A 13,981-nucleotide genomic window follows, 5' to 3' on the forward strand; every position below is an offset into this window, starting at 1 on the left:
GGCAAGTGGGAGACTGGGAGTATGAGCGAGACGACGCAGGCGAGCGAGACGGTCACGAGCGAGCAGCAGACGGCGCAGGCGCCGGCGGAGAACACGAACCGCAAGCAGCCCTTCCCGAAGGGGTTCCTCGAGACGATCTCCACTGGATGGGCCGAGCGCCCCGACCTGACCCCGCCGCAGCGTGCGCAGGCTCCCTACGCCGCCGCCCGTCGCGACGCCGTCTCGGCCGCCTTCCCGGGCAAGCGGCTCGTGATCCCGGCCGGCTCCTACAAGCAGCGCTCCAACGACACCGACTATCCCTTCCGCGCGCACTCCGCGTTCGCGCACCTCACCGGCTGGGCCAGCGACAGCGTGCCCGACTCGGTGCTCGTCTTCCAGCCGCGCGAGGACGCGGCATCCGGCCACGACGTGACCCTCTACCTCCGTGAGCGCGCCGACCGCACGACCGCAGAGTTCTACGGCGACGCCACGATCGGGGAGTTCTGGATCGGCCCGCGCCCCGCGTTGGCGGGCGTCGCCGCGGACCTCGGCGTGCCGACGGCGCACATCGACGAGTTCACCGCGGCCGAGGGCGACCTCGTCCTCGATGAGGATGCCGACCTCACACGCTTCGTGTCGGAGCTGCGCCTGGTCAAGGACGAGTACGAGATCGCGCAGCTGCGCCTGGCCGTCGCGGTCACCGCGCGCGGGTTCGACGACATCGTCGCCGATCTCCCCCGCATCATCGACACCCCCCGCGGTGAGCGCGCCGTGGAGGGCGTCTTCCACCACCGCGCACGCATCGAGGGCAACGGCGAGGGCTACGACACGATCGCCGCCTCGGGGCCGCACGCCTGCTACCTGCACTGGACGCGCAACGACGGTGCGGTCGTGCCGGGCGACCTCATCCTCATCGACGCCGGCGTCGAGGTCGACAGCCTCTACACCGCCGACATCACCCGGACCCTGCCCGTCAACGGCACGTTCACGCCGATCCAGCGGAAGATCTACGAGACCGTCCGCGAGGCCGCCGACGCCGCGTTCGCCGCGGCGCGGCCGGGCGTGAAGTTCCGCGAGGTGCACGAGGCGGCCATGCGCGTCATCGCCGATCGCGTCGCGGAGTGGGGCCTGCTGCCGGTGACGGCCGACGAGGCGCTGGACGCCGACCGCGGCGGGCAGCACCGCAGGTACATGGTGCACGGGACGAGCCACCACCTCGGCATCGACGTGCACGACTGCGCGCAGGCGCGCCGGGAAATGTACTACGACGGCATCCTGGAGCCCGGCATGGTCTTCACGATCGAACCGGGACTGTATTTCCAGATCGATGACCTGACCGTGCCGGAGGAGTACCGCGGCATCGGCGTGCGGATCGAGGACGACATCCTCATGACCGCGGACGGGCCGGTGAACCTGTCCGCCGGCATCCCCCGCACCGCCGACGAGGTCGAGGCCTGGATCGCGCGCCTCGCGCGCTGACCCGGCTCGGTAGGACGCGCACCCCGCGGCGGAAGAACGTCAGGGCGGAGCACCGCAGCCGCCGACTCGGTCAGGCGAACCGGGCGCGCAGCCACGGCAGGACGGATGCCGCGAGTTCGGCCCCGGTGACCTCGGGAGCCCGCCGCGCGCCGGCGACCTCGAACGAGTGGCCGCCGCCGTCGATCCACAGGACCTCGGCATCGGGGCACGCGCCGACGGCATCCGCCAGCTGCGACACGGGCTGGACGAACGGGTCCCTCGTCCCCGACACGAACAGCTGCGGCGCCGTGACGAGCGGGAGGTGCGACGCGCGCATCTTCTCGGGCTCGCCGGGCGGATGCAGCGGATAGCCGAGGTACAGCAGCCCTGCTGGCGCGATCGCCCCCTCGGCCGCGGCCACGGACGCCATCCGGCCGCCGTAGGACTTGCCGGCGGCGATCAGCGGAACGCCGGGCGCGATGTCGCCGAGCGCGGGCATGACCGCGTGCCAGGTGGCCACAGCGTGGGCGGCCGGTCCCGGCATCCGCCGGCCCGCCTCGGCGTAGGGGAAGGCGAAGCGCAGCACCGTGACATCCGCGTCGGTGAGGGCACGGGCGAAACCCTCGAGGAACGGGTGGGTCATCCCGGCTCCCGCACCGTGCGCGAGCGCGACGGCCGCCCACGGCCGCGACGGCGACGGCGACGTCGACAGCGTCGAGACCGTGACCGCACCCTTCGGCAGCGCGACCTCGATCGCGCCGGGTTCAGCGGCCCTCGGCATCCGGACCCGTCGCGGGCGGCGCGGGCTCGTCATCCGGGAGCCGCGGCGGATCGACGCGCTCACCGTACTGCGGGGGTGCGGGGTCGACCCGTTCGCCGTACTGCGGCGGCACGGACGGGTCCACGGGCGGCTGCGGAGCGGCCGGTGCCGGTGCCGCCGGCGCGACGGCGCGTCCGACGATCTCACGCGCGCGGTGGATGCTGCGGGGCAGGACCGTGACCTCGTAGCGGTCGGCGAGGACCTGCGTCACCGACGTGTAGTCCCGGCGTCGGCGCACGATCGCGTAGGTGATGAGGCTCATGAGCATGCCGAGCGCGATGCCGACGAACATGACGCCGACGAACAGCTGGATCGCGGCGTTGGGCGTGCCGAGGACGAAGATCGCCGAGAACAGCAGGCCCAGCAGGATGCCGTTGATCGCGCCCGACCGGGCGGCGGCGGCGTAGCCGAGGCGTCCGGTGACCGTCTCGACGGAGCGCAGGCCATGGCCGATGATCGCGATGTCGCGAGCCGGGATGTCGGCCTCGACGAGCTGCGACACGGCCTTCTGAGCGGCCTGATACGTCGCGTAATCGGCGATCTTCTCGCCGTGTTCCTGAGGAATGCCGCCCATCATGCTCACCGTCCCATCTTGTCACGCCGTGTTCAGCGCCGTCCCCGTCCGGCCGGAGGCTCCCGGACTACGCTGGACGAGTGAGTACGCAGAGGGTTTTCGTGGCACGCCTGGTCGGCTGCACCGTCTTCGACCCCGCGGGCGACCGGCTCGGCAAGGTCCGTGACGTGGTCGTCATCTACCGAAAAGACGATCCCCCGCGAGTCGTCGGCCTCGTCGTCGAGATCCCCGGTCGCCGGCACGTCTTCCTCTCCATCGGGCGCGTCACCTCCATCCAGTCGGGTCAGGTCATCACGACCGGGCTCATCAACGTGCGCCGCTTCCAGCAGCGCGGTGGCGAGGTGCGGGTGATGACCGAGCTGCTCGGCCGCAAGGTGTACTTCACCGACGGCTCCGGCGAGGCCGTCATCGAGGACGTCGCCATCGAGCGCGATCGCCTGGGCGAATGGGACATCGGCCAGCTGTTCCTGCGCAAGCCCAAGACGAGCGCCTCGCCGTTCGCGAAGGGACCGACGACGTTCGCGAACTGGACGGATGTGCGCGAGCACCTGTCCCCCGGTGAGTCGCAGTCGGCGGAGCAGCTCGTCGCGACCTACTCCGAGCTCAAGCCCGCCGATCTCGCCAACACGCTGCTGGATCTGCCCGAGGAGCGTCTGCTCGAGGTCGCCGAGGAGCTCTCCGACGACCGTCTCGCCGACGCTCTCGAGGAGATGCCCGAGGAGGAGCAGGTCCACATCCTCGAAGCTCTCGGCGATGAGCGCGCCGCCGACATCCTCGACCAGATGGAGCCCGACGACGCGGCCGACGTCCTCGCACAGCTGCCCGAGGACCAGCGCGAAGAGCTTCTCGATCTCATGGAGCCGGAGGAGGCCGAGGACGTGCGCGCCCTCCTGAAGTACGGCCCCGACACCGCCGGCGGCCTCATGACGAGCGAGCCGATCGTGCTCTCGGCCGACGCCACTGTGGCCGAGGCCCTCGCCCTCATCCGCCGGCATGAGCTGCACCCCGCCCTCGCCGCCGCCGTCTTCGTCACCCTCCCGCCCTACGAGACGCCCACCGGGCGCCTGCTCGGCACGGTCCACTTCCAGCGGATGCTGCGCTATCCGCCGCACGAGCGGCTCGGCGCGATCATCGACGACACCGTCGACGCGTTGCCGGTGACGGCCTCGGCCGCCGAGGTGGCGCGCCTGCTCGCGAGTTACAACCTCGTCTCGGTCCCGGTCGTCGACCAGGCCCATCGCCTCGTCGGCGCGGTCAGCGTCGACGACGTGCTGGACTACCTCCTGCCGGAGGACTGGCGCTCTCACGACGGCGATGAGGCGGATGCCGCGGCATCCGCCCCCGCTCCGGTGCGGCCGGGGGTGCGGCTGTGATGGCGCGGAAGAAACGGCAACCGGTTCTCGATGCGCCCCTCGGGCGCGGCACGCGGCGCGCGCCGCAGCCCTCGCGCGACCGGTTCGGGCGCTTCTCCGAGGCGTTCGCCCGGGCGATGGGCACGAGCGGATTCCTCATCGGGATGACGGTCTTCGTCGCGGTATGGCTGATCTGGAATTCAACGGCGGATCGGCAGTGGCAGTTCGACCCCGCCGAGACGAACTTCACCCTGCTGACGCTGATCCTGTCGCTGCAGGCGTCGTATGCCGCTCCCCTGATCCTGCTCGCACAGAACCGGCAGGACGACCGCGACCGCGTGCAGATCGAGCAGGACCGTCAGCGCGCCGAGCGCAACCTCGCCGACACGGAGTACCTCGCCCGCGAGGTCGTGGCGCTGCGGATGGCGCTGACGGACGTGTCGGGACAGGTCGTGACGCGTGACGTGCTGCGCCAGGAGTTGAAGTCGCTGCTCGCGCAGCTCGACGACAGCCGCGATGCCCGCGAGAGCGCCGAACCGGCCGCAGGCAGTCGCGAGCCGTGACCGGCGACCTCTCCGCCGCGGTGCGCGCGGCCGTGGGCGCCGTCACCGATCCGGAACTGCGCCGGCCGCTCGCAGAGCTCGACATGGTGCGTGGCGTCGAGGTCGACGGAGCCGTGGCGCACGTGCACATCGCGCTCACGATCGTCGGCTGCCCCGCCGCCGACCGGATCTCTCGCGAGGTGACGGATGCCGCGGCATCCGTCCCGGGCATCGACGACGTCGACCTGTCGGTCGGGGTGATGACGCCGGCTGAGCGTCAGGCGCTGACCGAGCGCCTGCGCGGCGGCCGCGCGGCGCGGCAGATGCCGTTCGGTCCCGACAGTCTCACGCGCGTCGTCGCGGTCACCAGCGGCAAGGGCGGCGTCGGCAAGTCGACGCTCACCGCGAACCTCGCCGTCGCGCTCGCCGCACGGGGTCTCGCCGTCGGCCTCATCGATGCCGACGTGCACGGCTTCTCGATCCCGGCGCTGCTGGGCCTGACGGACGACGACGGTCGGCCACCCGCGCCCACGCGCATCGACGACCTCATGCTGCCCCCGGTCGCCTACGGCGTGAAGACGATCTCCATCGGCATGTTCCTGCCGCGCGACCAGCCGGCCTCCGCGGCGGTGGCGTGGCGGGGGCCCATGCTGCACCGGACGGTGTCGCAGTTCCTCACCGATGTGTTCTTCGGCGATCTCGACATCCTCCTGATCGACATGCCGCCGGGCACCGGCGACGTCGCGATCTCGGTGGGGCAGCTGCTCCCCCATGCGGACGTCCTCGTGGTCACGACGCCGCAGACCGCGGCATCCGACGTCGCCGTGCGCAGCGGACTCGTCGCCGCACAGACCGGACAGCGCGTCATCGGGGTCGTGGAGAACATGGCCGCGATGACCCTGCCCGACGGCACGACCCTCGACCTGTTCGGCTCCGGCGGCGGCGCCGCCGTCGCCGCGGCACTGTCCGCCACCGCGGGTGCAGATGCCGGGCGTGCAGACGCCGCAGGTGCAGATACCGCAGGTCCGGACGCGGGCTCGGTGCCGCTCCTCGCCTCGGTGCCGCTCAGCCCCGCGCTGCGCCGCGGCGGCGACGCCGGGGTGCCGGTCGTCATCGCCGAACCGACCGACCCGGCTGCCGTTCAGATCGCCCGCGTCGCCGACGCGCTCGCGATGCACCCGCGGGGCCTCGCCCGTCGGCCGTTGCCCTTCACGCCGCGCTGACGCGCGCGGCGCACCGGAGACACCTGGGCGCGCGCGTCAGGTGGCCTCGTTGTCGAACGGAACGTCGCGCTGCGGGTCGAAGGAGGCCGCGAGCGGCGTCGTCGCGGTCGAGGCGATCGCCGTGCCGACGGCGGCGGCCTGCACGGTGGGAACCGGGGCGTCCTCGAGCAGCGCATCGCGGATGATCCGTCGCGGGTCGTACTGACGCGGGTCGAGCTTGCGCCACTCGACGTCGTCGAAGTCGTCGCCCAGCTCCTCCTTCACCCGCGTCTTGGCGCCGCTCAGCCACTCGCGGGCGCGCACCGTGAGCCGCGCGAGCGTCTCGGCGTAGCGCGGGAGGCGCTCGGGTCCCACCAGGAGTGCGGCCACGATCAGGATCAGGACGAGTTTGTCCCAGTCGAGGCCGAAGAACATGCCTCAAGGTTACCCGTGCGCCTGCGGGGCACCGCGCTCCGCGCGCCGTACGCTGGCAGGGGAGGAAGCACATGGCCGATCACGACGCGATCCGCAGGTTCGTCGACGAGGTGACCGTCGAGCCCGACCCCATCGAGCGGGCGCGAGCCCACGCTCTGGAGCTCGGCGCCGCCCCGGTCAGTCCCGCCGTCGGCGCGCAGATCGCCGTCATCGCCGCCGCGACCGCCGCCTTGAACATCGTCGAGATCGGCACCGGCGCGGGGGTGTCGGGCCTGTGGCTGCTGCGCGGCTCGCCGCGGGCGACCCTCACGACCATCGACAAGGAGCCCGAGCACCTCGCCGCCGCCCGCGCCGCCTTCGTGGACGCGAAGGTGCCGCCGGCGCGCGCTCGATTCATCACCGGCCGCGCCGCCGATGTGCTTCCCCGCATGAACGAGGCGTCGTACGACATCGTCCTCGTGGATGCCGACGAGGAGGGCGTCATCGACTACGTCGAGCACGGACTGCGGCTGGTCCGCGCCGGCGGCACCGTGCTGATCCCGCGCGTCCTCGCCGGGGGCGCCGTCGCCGACCCGGTCCGCCGCGACGCCGTCACGACCGCGTATCGCACGCTCATCCAGGAGACGCAGGCCTCCCCCGCCGTCCTCGGCGCGCTCTCGATCGCGGGCGAAGGCCTGCTCCAGCTGACGACCGTGGCGGCGGAGCAGCGCTGAGACGCCGCGGAGACGACGAATGGCCGGTCCGCAGACCGGCCATCCATTCGTGAGCTGAGGTGTCAGGCGGCGCCGACGACCTCACCGAGCACTCCGTGGAGTTCCTTCGCCTCTTCGTCATTGACAGAGACGACGAGTCGTCCGCCGCCCTCGAGGGGAACGCGCACGATGATCAGGCGCCCCTCCTTCACGGCCTCCATCGGTCCGTCCCCGGTTCGCGGCTTCATGGCTGCCATTGCGGCTCCCTTTCGTCATCGGACTACACATCAAGTTTATCGCTACGCTGACAGTCCCGGCCGCCACACCGATACGCCTGAATACGGTCACGGGATCTGGGTATAGGAGTTGCCGAGGGCGAGCATCTCGTAGATCCACCACCATTGGCCGAGAAGGCCGAGCCCCAGCATCCCGAACCGCCATGCCGGATGCCGGGGACCGGCGATCGCGCCGTATAACGGTGCGAGCGGCAGCAGCAGGCGGAAGATGCTCGACTGCGGGAAGAACACCAGCAGCAGGTACACGAGGTAGCTGGCCGACCACAGCCGCACCTCCGGTCCCAGCCGTCGTACGTGCGGCTCGAACAGCAGCAGCGCCGCCAGGGCGAGCACCGCCGCCCCCAGTGCGACGTAGCCCAGCACCTCGGGCAGGCCCCACAGGCGGAACCACAGGGCCGCCGCCTGCACGAACCCCGACAGCGGCACGAACCCGCCGTCGCCCTCGCCGATCCAGCCGCGCCGCCACGACAGCTCGGTCTCGAGATACGCGGTCGGGTCGCCGGTGACGTAGCCGGCGATCACCTGCCAGGAGAATCCGATGAGCACGGCGAGCAGACCCAGCAGCACGATGTGCACGGCCTCGGTCGCGGGCAGCGGGTCGGCGCGTCGGCGCCACCAGCGGCGGATGCCGTACAGCCCCAGCAGCAGCGCGAATGCGAGCACCCCGGGACGGGTGTATCCCATGAGCGGAATGAGAAGGTACAACCAGCCGAACCGGCGTTGCACGAGCAGCCACAGCGCGAGGAACAGCCAGAGCAGGAAGAGGCTCTCGGCATAGCCCATCTGGAAGATGGCGCCGAGCGGGGATGCCGCGAGCAGCGCGACCGCCCAGAGCGCGGTGCCCTTGCCGATGCGCTCGCGCAGCAGGTGGAACAGCACGAGACAGGCGAAATAGCCCGCGACGATGGCCAACATGACAGCCGCGAGGGGATATTGACCGCCCAACACGACCGACAGCGCGCGCGAGAGCGCGGGGTACACCGGCATGAACGCCCAGGCGTTGTTCGTCACGTTCCCGGCGTCATCGAGGGGCAGGTCGGTCGGGTAGCCCGACGTCGCGACCACCCAGTACCACTGCGCGTCCCAGCCCATCGAGAGCGTGCCGAGGGTCGCATCGGCTCCGAAGCGCGAGGTGGGACCCGACAGCTCGGCCGCGATGATCAGGAAGACCGTCGTGATGATGCGCGCACCGGCATACAGCACGGCGACGGCCAGCGCAGGACGCAGCGCGAGCAGGCCCCGCTCCGGTGCGGGCGCCGCGGCATCCGCCGTCAGCGCGCGCTCAGCCACGCGCGCAGGCCCCGCTCGACGTCCTCGATCTGCGCGTACGGCACGCGCTCCTCGTCGTGGTGAGCAAGGCTCGGGTCGCCCGGGCCGTAGTTGACGGCGGGGACGCCCAGCGCCGCGAAGCGCGCCACATCGGTCCAGCCGTACTTCGGCCGCGGCTCGGCGCCGACGGCGGCGAGGAACTCCTGCGCCAACGGGGCGTCCAGGCCCGGGCGGGCACCGGCCGCGCCGTCGACGACCTCGACCTCGAAGCCCTCCAAGACGGCGCGCACGTGCTCCGCTGCCTGCTCGAGGGTGCGGCTGGGCGCGAAGCGGTAGTTGATCTCGACGTCGCAGCGATCGGGGATGACGTTGCCGGCGACGCCGCCGGAGATGCGCACCGCGTTCAGGCTCTCCCGGTAGACGAGACCGTCGACCGCGACCTCGCGCGGACGGTACTCGGCGAGGCGGGCGAGGATCGGGGCGGCGCGGTGGATGGCGTTCTCCCCCATCCACGCCCGCGCGCTGTGCGCGCGGACGCCGTGCGTGCGGGCGACGACACGCAGCGTGCCGTTGCAGCCGCCCTCGACCTGACCGTTCGAGGGCTCCCCGAGGATCGCGAAGTCGGCCTCGAACAGGTCGGGTCGGCTGCGGGCGAGGCGCGCGAGGCCGTTGAGGTCGGCATCCACCTCTTCGTTGTCGTACCAGAGCCAGGTGATGTCGACGCGGGGCGCGACGAGCTCGGCGGCGAGGCGCAGCTGCACCGCGGTGCCGCCCTTCATGTCGACTGTGCCGCGGCCCCAGAGGTACGGCTCGCCGTCGATCTCGATGTCGCGCGTCGGGAGGTTGTCGTTGATGGGCACCGTGTCGATGTGACCGGCGATCGCGACCCGCTGCGCGCGACCCAGCCGGGTGCGCGCCACGATCGTGTCGCCGTCGCGGTACACGTCCAGGTGGTCGAGGGCGCTCACGGCCCGGAAGATCGCATCCGCGAGCGGGGTCTCCTGCCCCGACACGCTGGGGATGTCGCAGATCGCGCGCGTGAGGTCGACGGACGTGGCGGTGAGGTCGAGCTCGGGCATGGCGTCGATTCTATCCGCGGCGGTCGGGCACGACCCGGGGCGGGATGCCGGCGGGACGCCGATACGCTGGATGCATGACCGACGAACGATGGATCTGGGGTGCCGGCCTTGCCACGCGGGCCGCCGACTGCACCGTGCTCGACACCTGGTACCCCGCCCCCGAGGCCGGGCGCGCCCCGGCATCCGCCGACACGTCGGCCTTGGAGCCGTTCGCCGGGCCCGACGAGCGCCGCGAGGTCACGGTCGAGGTCGTCGTGGTCGAGATCGACCTCGATGCCGCCCCGAGCAGCACGAGCGACGCCTACCTGCGTCTGCACGCTCTGTCGCATCTGCTGGTCGCGCCGAACGAGCTCGACCTCACGGGCATCTTCTCCCATCTGCCGAATGTCGCATGGACGACGGCCGGGCCCGTCCACCCCGAGGCGGCGGCGCGCCTGCGTCCGGCGCTGCAGCGCGCCGGCATCCAGACCCAGGGCATCGACAAGTTCCCGCGCCTGACGGACTACGTCACCCCCGCCGGCGTGCGCATCGCCGACGCCTCGCGGGTGCGGCTCGGCGCACACCTGGCGCCCGGAACGACGGTCATGCATGAGGGTTTCGTGAACTTCAACGCCGGCACGCTCGGCGCCTCGATGGTCGAAGGTCGCATCTCGCAGGGCGTCACGGTCGGGGACGGGTCGGACATCGGCGGCGGCGCATCCATCATGGGGACGCTCTCGGGCGGCGGCACGCACCGCGTGTCGATCGGCGCGCGGACGCTCCTCGGAGCGAACGCCGGCATCGGCATCTCGCTCGGCGACGACTGCATCGTCGAGGCGGGCCTGTACGTCACGGCCGGGTCGAAGATCGTGCTCGCGAACGAGGCGCCGCTGCACGACGGCACCCGCCCCGTCGTCAAGGGCGCACAGCTGTCGGGTCAGAACGGCATCCTGTTCCGCCGTAACTCGCTGTCGGGTGCGATCGAGGCCGTGCGCCGCGAGGGTAAGGGCGTCACGCTCAACGAGGCGCTGCACGCCTGAGCACCACTACGCTCGACACATGAGCGAGCGGATGCCGAAGAAGCTGTACGAGAAGGAGCTGAAGGCCCTGCAGGTCCGGCTCGTCGATATGCAGGCCTGGGTGCAGTCAAGCGGCGCCCGTGTCGTCGTCATCTTCGAAGGGCGCGATGCCGCGGGCAAGGGCTCGACCATCAGCCGCGTCACGCAGTACCTCAATCCCCGCGTCACGCGGGTCGTCGCCCTCCCGACACCGACCGAACGCGAGAAGACCCAGTGGTACTTCCAGCGCTACGTGGCGCATCTGCCCGCCGCCGGTGAGATCGTGCTGATGGATCGCTCCTGGTACAACCGCGCGGGCGTCGAGCACGTCATGGGCTACTGCACCAACATCGAGTACCACCGGTTCCTCCACCAGGCGCCGATCTTCGAGCGGATGCTGGTCGAAGACGGCGTCCTGCTCCTGAAGTACTGGTTCAGCGTGTCCGATGTGGAGCAGGAGAAACGGTTCCGCTCACGCAACGACGATCCGCTGCGGCGGTGGAAGCTCTCCCCCAACGACGTCCTGTCGATCACCAAGTGGGAGGACTATTCGCGCGCGAAGGACACGATGGTCGTGCACACCGACATCCCCGAAGCACGCTGGTTCGAGGTCGACAACGACGACAAGCGCCGCGGGCGGATCAACATGATCCATCACCTGCTGTCTCAGATTCCCTACGAGCATGTCGAGCGCGCCCCGATCGTGATCCCGCCGCGCCCGCCGTCGGGCGGATACGAACGCCCTCCGCGCGAACTGCAGAACTACGTGCCCGACTACGTCGCGACCATTCTCCCGGATGACGCCGCGGCGGAGTGATCCGGGTCAGGGTGCCCGGTCCCACGGTCCTTCCGGGGCATGCGCCTGCCAGTGCACGCGCGCGCCCTCGACCTCGCGCACGAGGCCGGTGAGCCAGTAGGTCTCGTCGGGGCCCCAACCGCCGATGACGCTCGAGTACTCGGCATCCACCCCAATCTCGCGCGTCGCGGCTGTGAGGTAGGCCAGGCCCGTGAGGTGCACGGCGTCCCATTCCTGCGCGACGCGCGTCCAGTCGGGCAGCAACCAGCGACCATCGCGACCGGTGACGCGGTACCAGTCGTGACGCCGGCTCGCCGTGACCTCGATCGGGAAGCGCCGACACAGCTCGGCCCAATCGTGGGCGGTGCGGATCTCGACCGTCCGGCCTCCGCCGCGCACCGGGATCGCCACTGCGTGGGTCCACCCGAAGCCGTCCTCGACGAACGGAATCCCGGCGGGAACCCCGGTCGGCAGGTCACCGGTGGTGTGCGGACAGCCCCACGGGTGTGACCACCACGTGCCGCTGTAGTTCGCCGTGACGTCGGACGGGCGCTCGGCGCGAGCGCGTGCCTCGTCGGCGGCGGTGCTCTCGCGCCACTTCTGCGCGCCACCGGGAGCCTCATCGAACGGCGCGCCGTCTTCGCTCGGATCGAACTCGACGGCCCACTGCTCGGCCGTGCGATCGCGGCTCCACCACGTGGTCTCGGGGAGCGCGGCAACCGTCGCCGCGATCTGCTCCAGCGATGCACGCACCGCGGCATCGGCCGCGATGGTGTCTTCGCCGTCGGGCTCCTGCCAGTACCGGGCGCTGTCGACGGCGCGCAGCATCGCGGCGTACAGGTCGTCGGTGGTCGGCGTGAAAGCTCCCACCGCGCGGATCGCGTCGGCCAGCGCGGCCGTCGTCGCCGACGTCTCGACCTGCCCGCGCGTCTCGAACGTCGAGCCGTCGTCGTTCCAGCCGAACAGCACGACCGCGGCTCCGGCCGCGACGTCGGCGTTGTACGCGAGCTCGTGCAGCAGGCGGCGCACGGTGTCGGATGCCTCGCACGCCAGTTGCAGACACAGGCGACGCCCGCGCGGACCGCTCCGCAGATCAGGGGTCATCCCTCGATCTTGGCAGTCGGGTCAGACGCCGGGGTAGTTGCGCTCGCGCGCGCCGATGTAGAGCTGCTGCGGGCGCCCGATCTTGGTCTGCGGGTCGTTCTGCATCTCGGTCCAGTGCGCGAGCCAGCCGGGCAGACGCCCGATCGCGAACAGCGGCGTGAACATCCGCGTCGGGAAGCCCATCGCCTTGTAGATAACGCCCGTGTAGAAGTCGACGTTCGGGTAAAGGCGACGCTCCTTGAAGTAGTCGTCGCTGAGGGCGACCTCTTCGAGCTCCTTGGCGAGGTCGAGCAGCGGGTCGTGCACGCCGAGTTCGGCGAGGACCTCGTCGGCCGACTCCTTGACGAGGCGCGCACGGGGGTCGAAGTTCTTGTAGACGCGGTGCCCGAAGCCCATGAGCTTCACGCCGTCTTCCTTGTTCTTGACCCGCTCGACGAAGCGCTGCACGCTCTCGCCCGAGTCGCGGATGCGCGCGAGCATGTCGAGCACCGCTTCGTTCGCGCCGCCGTGCAGCGGCCCGTACAGGGCGTTGATGCCGGCCGAGATCGACGAGAACTGGTTCGCACCCGTCGAGCCCACGAGGCGCACCGTCGACGTCGACGCGTTCTGCTCGTGGTCCTCGTGCAGGATCAGCAGGCGCTCCAGCGCCCGCGAGGTGACGGGGTTCACTTCATAGATCTCGGCCAGGTTGCCGAAGTTGAGCTTGAGGAAGTTGTCGACGAAGCTCAGCGTGTTGTCCGGATACAAGAACGCGTGGCCGATCGACTTCTTGTGCGCGTACGCCGCGATCACGGGCAGCTTCGCGAGCAGGCGGATCGTGTTCAGCTCGACGTGCTCGGGGTTGTTCGGGTCGGACTGGCCCTCGTAATAGGTCGACAGCGCCGCGGTGGCCGCCGAGAGCACCGACATGGGGTGCGCGGTGTGCGGCAGCGACGAGAAGAAGCGCTTGAGGTCTTCGTGCAGCAGCGTGTGGTGGCGGATCTTGTCGTCCCACTCGCCGAGCTGGTCGGCCGTCGGCAGCTCGCCGTACAGCAGCAGCCACGCGACCTCGAGGTACGTGCTGTGCTTGGCGAGCTGTTCGATCGGGTAGCCGCGGTAGCGGAGGATGCCCTGATCTCCGTCGATGTAGGTGATGGCCGACTTCGTCGCCGCCGTGTTGACGAAGCCGTAGTCGAGCGAGGTGTGCCCGGTCTGCTTCGTGAACGTCGAGAAGTCGACGCTGGGGACGCCCTCGGTGCCGGTCAGGATCGGCAGTTCTGCGGTTCTGTCACCGACGGTGACCGTGGCCTTCTGGGGGTTTCCCACGTCGCTCACGAAGCCTCCTTGCGGTCGTTGGGGGATCCTTT

The 13,981-nt window shown here is 70.8% G+C and carries 15 protein-coding genes; 7 read left to right on the forward strand and 8 right to left on the reverse strand.

The window, feature by feature from the left end; translation table 11 throughout:
- Nucleotides 1-21 precede the first annotated feature (21 nt).
- Nucleotides 22-1,458 carry an aminopeptidase P family protein gene (locus ACPYN4_RS06295; RefSeq protein ID WP_424445918.1) on the forward strand — a complete coding sequence of 479 codons (1,437 nt, stop codon included), beginning with the start codon at nucleotides 22-24 and terminating at the stop codon, nucleotides 1,456-1,458.
- A gap of 70 nt (nucleotides 1,459-1,528) precedes the next feature.
- Here the strand turns inward: ACPYN4_RS06295 and ACPYN4_RS06300 are convergent, their stop codons facing one another.
- Together ACPYN4_RS06300 and ACPYN4_RS06305 are read right to left on the reverse strand one after the other, a co-directional pair.
- Nucleotides 1,529-2,218: an alpha/beta family hydrolase gene (locus tag ACPYN4_RS06300; protein WP_424445919.1), complete on the reverse strand. Its 690-nt coding sequence runs from the start codon at nucleotides 2,216-2,218 to the stop codon at nucleotides 1,529-1,531.
- Nucleotides 2,202-2,834 (reverse strand): general stress protein, encoded by a 633-nt coding sequence (locus ACPYN4_RS06305; protein WP_287271392.1) that lies wholly within the window; start codon nucleotides 2,832-2,834, stop codon nucleotides 2,202-2,204. The genes ACPYN4_RS06300 and ACPYN4_RS06305 overlap by 17 nt, the downstream gene beginning before the upstream one ends.
- Before the next feature lie 77 nt (nucleotides 2,835-2,911).
- Here ACPYN4_RS06305 and ACPYN4_RS06310 point away from each other — a divergent pair, with 77 nt between their 5' ends.
- From ACPYN4_RS06310 to ACPYN4_RS06320, 3 genes are read left to right on the forward strand one after another with little or no spacing between them, the layout of a single operon-like run.
- Nucleotides 2,912-4,204: a magnesium transporter MgtE N-terminal domain-containing protein gene (locus ACPYN4_RS06310; protein WP_424445920.1), complete on the forward strand. Its 1,293-nt coding sequence runs from the start codon at nucleotides 2,912-2,914 to the stop codon at nucleotides 4,202-4,204.
- Nucleotides 4,204-4,746, forward strand: coding sequence for a DUF1003 domain-containing protein (locus ACPYN4_RS06315; RefSeq protein WP_239281270.1), 543 nt, complete (start codon nucleotides 4,204-4,206; stop codon nucleotides 4,744-4,746). The genes ACPYN4_RS06310 and ACPYN4_RS06315 overlap by 1 nt, the downstream gene beginning before the upstream one ends.
- Nucleotides 4,743-5,948: a P-loop NTPase gene (locus tag ACPYN4_RS06320; RefSeq protein WP_424445921.1), complete on the forward strand. Its 1,206-nt coding sequence runs from the start codon at nucleotides 4,743-4,745 to the stop codon at nucleotides 5,946-5,948. The genes ACPYN4_RS06315 and ACPYN4_RS06320 overlap by 4 nt, the downstream gene beginning before the upstream one ends.
- A gap of 36 nt (nucleotides 5,949-5,984) precedes the next feature.
- On the opposite strand, the gene ACPYN4_RS06325 is transcribed toward ACPYN4_RS06320, so the two are convergent.
- Complete coding sequence (locus tag ACPYN4_RS06325) at nucleotides 5,985-6,362, reverse strand: Sec-independent protein translocase TatB (RefSeq protein ID WP_239281268.1); 378 nt, start codon at nucleotides 6,360-6,362, stop codon at nucleotides 5,985-5,987.
- A gap of 71 nt (nucleotides 6,363-6,433) precedes the next feature.
- On the opposite strand from ACPYN4_RS06325, the gene ACPYN4_RS06330 reads away from it, so the two are divergent.
- Complete coding sequence (locus ACPYN4_RS06330) at nucleotides 6,434-7,075, forward strand: O-methyltransferase (protein ID WP_424445922.1); 642 nt, start codon at nucleotides 6,434-6,436, stop codon at nucleotides 7,073-7,075.
- 62 nt (nucleotides 7,076-7,137) lie between these two features.
- Here the strand turns inward: ACPYN4_RS06330 and ACPYN4_RS06335 are convergent, their stop codons facing one another.
- The 3 genes from ACPYN4_RS06335 to dapE all read right to left on the reverse strand — a co-directional run bounded on the left by ACPYN4_RS06335 (nucleotide 7,138) and on the right by dapE (nucleotide 9,698).
- On the reverse strand, nucleotides 7,138-7,311 hold the full coding sequence (locus ACPYN4_RS06335; RefSeq protein ID WP_076690416.1) for a DUF3117 domain-containing protein: 174 nt from the start codon (nucleotides 7,309-7,311) through the stop codon (nucleotides 7,138-7,140).
- 87 nt (nucleotides 7,312-7,398) lie between these two features.
- A complete protein-coding gene (locus tag ACPYN4_RS06340) occupies nucleotides 7,399-8,640 on the reverse strand; it encodes a hypothetical protein (protein WP_424445923.1) in 1,242 nt (413 codons plus the stop codon).
- Nucleotides 8,622-9,698, reverse strand: coding sequence for a succinyl-diaminopimelate desuccinylase (gene dapE, locus ACPYN4_RS06345; protein WP_424445924.1), 1,077 nt, complete (start codon nucleotides 9,696-9,698; stop codon nucleotides 8,622-8,624). The genes ACPYN4_RS06340 and dapE overlap by 19 nt, the downstream gene beginning before the upstream one ends.
- A 74-nt stretch (nucleotides 9,699-9,772) precedes the next feature.
- Between dapE and dapD the strand changes: the two genes are divergently transcribed.
- Together dapD and ppk2 are read left to right on the forward strand one after the other, a co-directional pair.
- Nucleotides 9,773-10,717 (forward strand): 2,3,4,5-tetrahydropyridine-2,6-dicarboxylate N-succinyltransferase, encoded by a 945-nt coding sequence (dapD, locus tag ACPYN4_RS06350; protein ID WP_424445925.1) that lies wholly within the window; start codon nucleotides 9,773-9,775, stop codon nucleotides 10,715-10,717.
- 31 nt (nucleotides 10,718-10,748) lie between these two features.
- Complete coding sequence (gene ppk2, locus ACPYN4_RS06355) at nucleotides 10,749-11,552, forward strand: polyphosphate kinase 2 (protein WP_424445937.1); 804 nt, start codon at nucleotides 10,749-10,751, stop codon at nucleotides 11,550-11,552.
- A 6-nt stretch (nucleotides 11,553-11,558) separates the two neighbouring features.
- Here ppk2 and ACPYN4_RS06360 read toward each other — a convergent pair whose 3' ends face one another.
- Complete coding sequence (locus tag ACPYN4_RS06360) at nucleotides 11,559-12,635, reverse strand: hypothetical protein (protein WP_424445926.1); 1,077 nt, start codon at nucleotides 12,633-12,635, stop codon at nucleotides 11,559-11,561.
- A gap of 21 nt (nucleotides 12,636-12,656) precedes the next feature.
- On the reverse strand, nucleotides 12,657-13,949 hold the full coding sequence (locus ACPYN4_RS06365) for a citrate synthase (protein ID WP_312678228.1): 1,293 nt from the start codon (nucleotides 13,947-13,949) through the stop codon (nucleotides 12,657-12,659).
- Between the last annotated feature and the right edge of the window lie 32 nt (nucleotides 13,950-13,981).

It is taken from the genome of Microbacterium sp. CH-015, assembly GCF_049707015.1.
GTDB classification, from domain to species: domain Bacteria; phylum Actinomycetota; class Actinomycetes; order Actinomycetales; family Microbacteriaceae; genus Microbacterium; species Microbacterium aurum.

What these genes read in the sequence shown, in the direction of transcription:
- ACPYN4_RS06295 (WP_424445918.1), top strand. Translation starts at nt 22, where the DNA reads ATGAGCGAGACGACGCAGGCGAGCGAGACGGTCACGAGCGAGCAGCAG.
- ACPYN4_RS06300 (WP_424445919.1), bottom strand. Translation starts at nt 2,218, where the DNA reads ATGCCGAGGGCCGCTGAACCCGGCGCGATCGAGGTCGCGCTGCCGAAG.
- ACPYN4_RS06305 (WP_287271392.1), bottom strand. Translation starts at nt 2,834, where the DNA reads ATGATGGGCGGCATTCCTCAGGAACACGGCGAGAAGATCGCCGATTAC.
- ACPYN4_RS06315 (WP_239281270.1), top strand. Translation starts at nt 4,204, where the DNA reads ATGGCGCGGAAGAAACGGCAACCGGTTCTCGATGCGCCCCTCGGGCGC.
- ACPYN4_RS06325 (WP_239281268.1), bottom strand. Translation starts at nt 6,362, where the DNA reads ATGTTCTTCGGCCTCGACTGGGACAAACTCGTCCTGATCCTGATCGTG.
- ACPYN4_RS06330 (WP_424445922.1), top strand. Translation starts at nt 6,434, where the DNA reads ATGGCCGATCACGACGCGATCCGCAGGTTCGTCGACGAGGTGACCGTC.
- ACPYN4_RS06335 (WP_076690416.1), bottom strand. Translation starts at nt 7,311, where the DNA reads ATGGCAGCCATGAAGCCGCGAACCGGGGACGGACCGATGGAGGCCGTG.
- dapE (WP_424445924.1), bottom strand. Translation starts at nt 9,698, where the DNA reads ATGCCCGAGCTCGACCTCACCGCCACGTCCGTCGACCTCACGCGCGCG.
- dapD (WP_424445925.1), top strand. Translation starts at nt 9,773, where the DNA reads ATGACCGACGAACGATGGATCTGGGGTGCCGGCCTTGCCACGCGGGCC.
- ppk2 (WP_424445937.1), top strand. Translation starts at nt 10,749, where the DNA reads ATGCCGAAGAAGCTGTACGAGAAGGAGCTGAAGGCCCTGCAGGTCCGG.
- ACPYN4_RS06360 (WP_424445926.1), bottom strand. Translation starts at nt 12,635, where the DNA reads ATGACCCCTGATCTGCGGAGCGGTCCGCGCGGGCGTCGCCTGTGTCTG.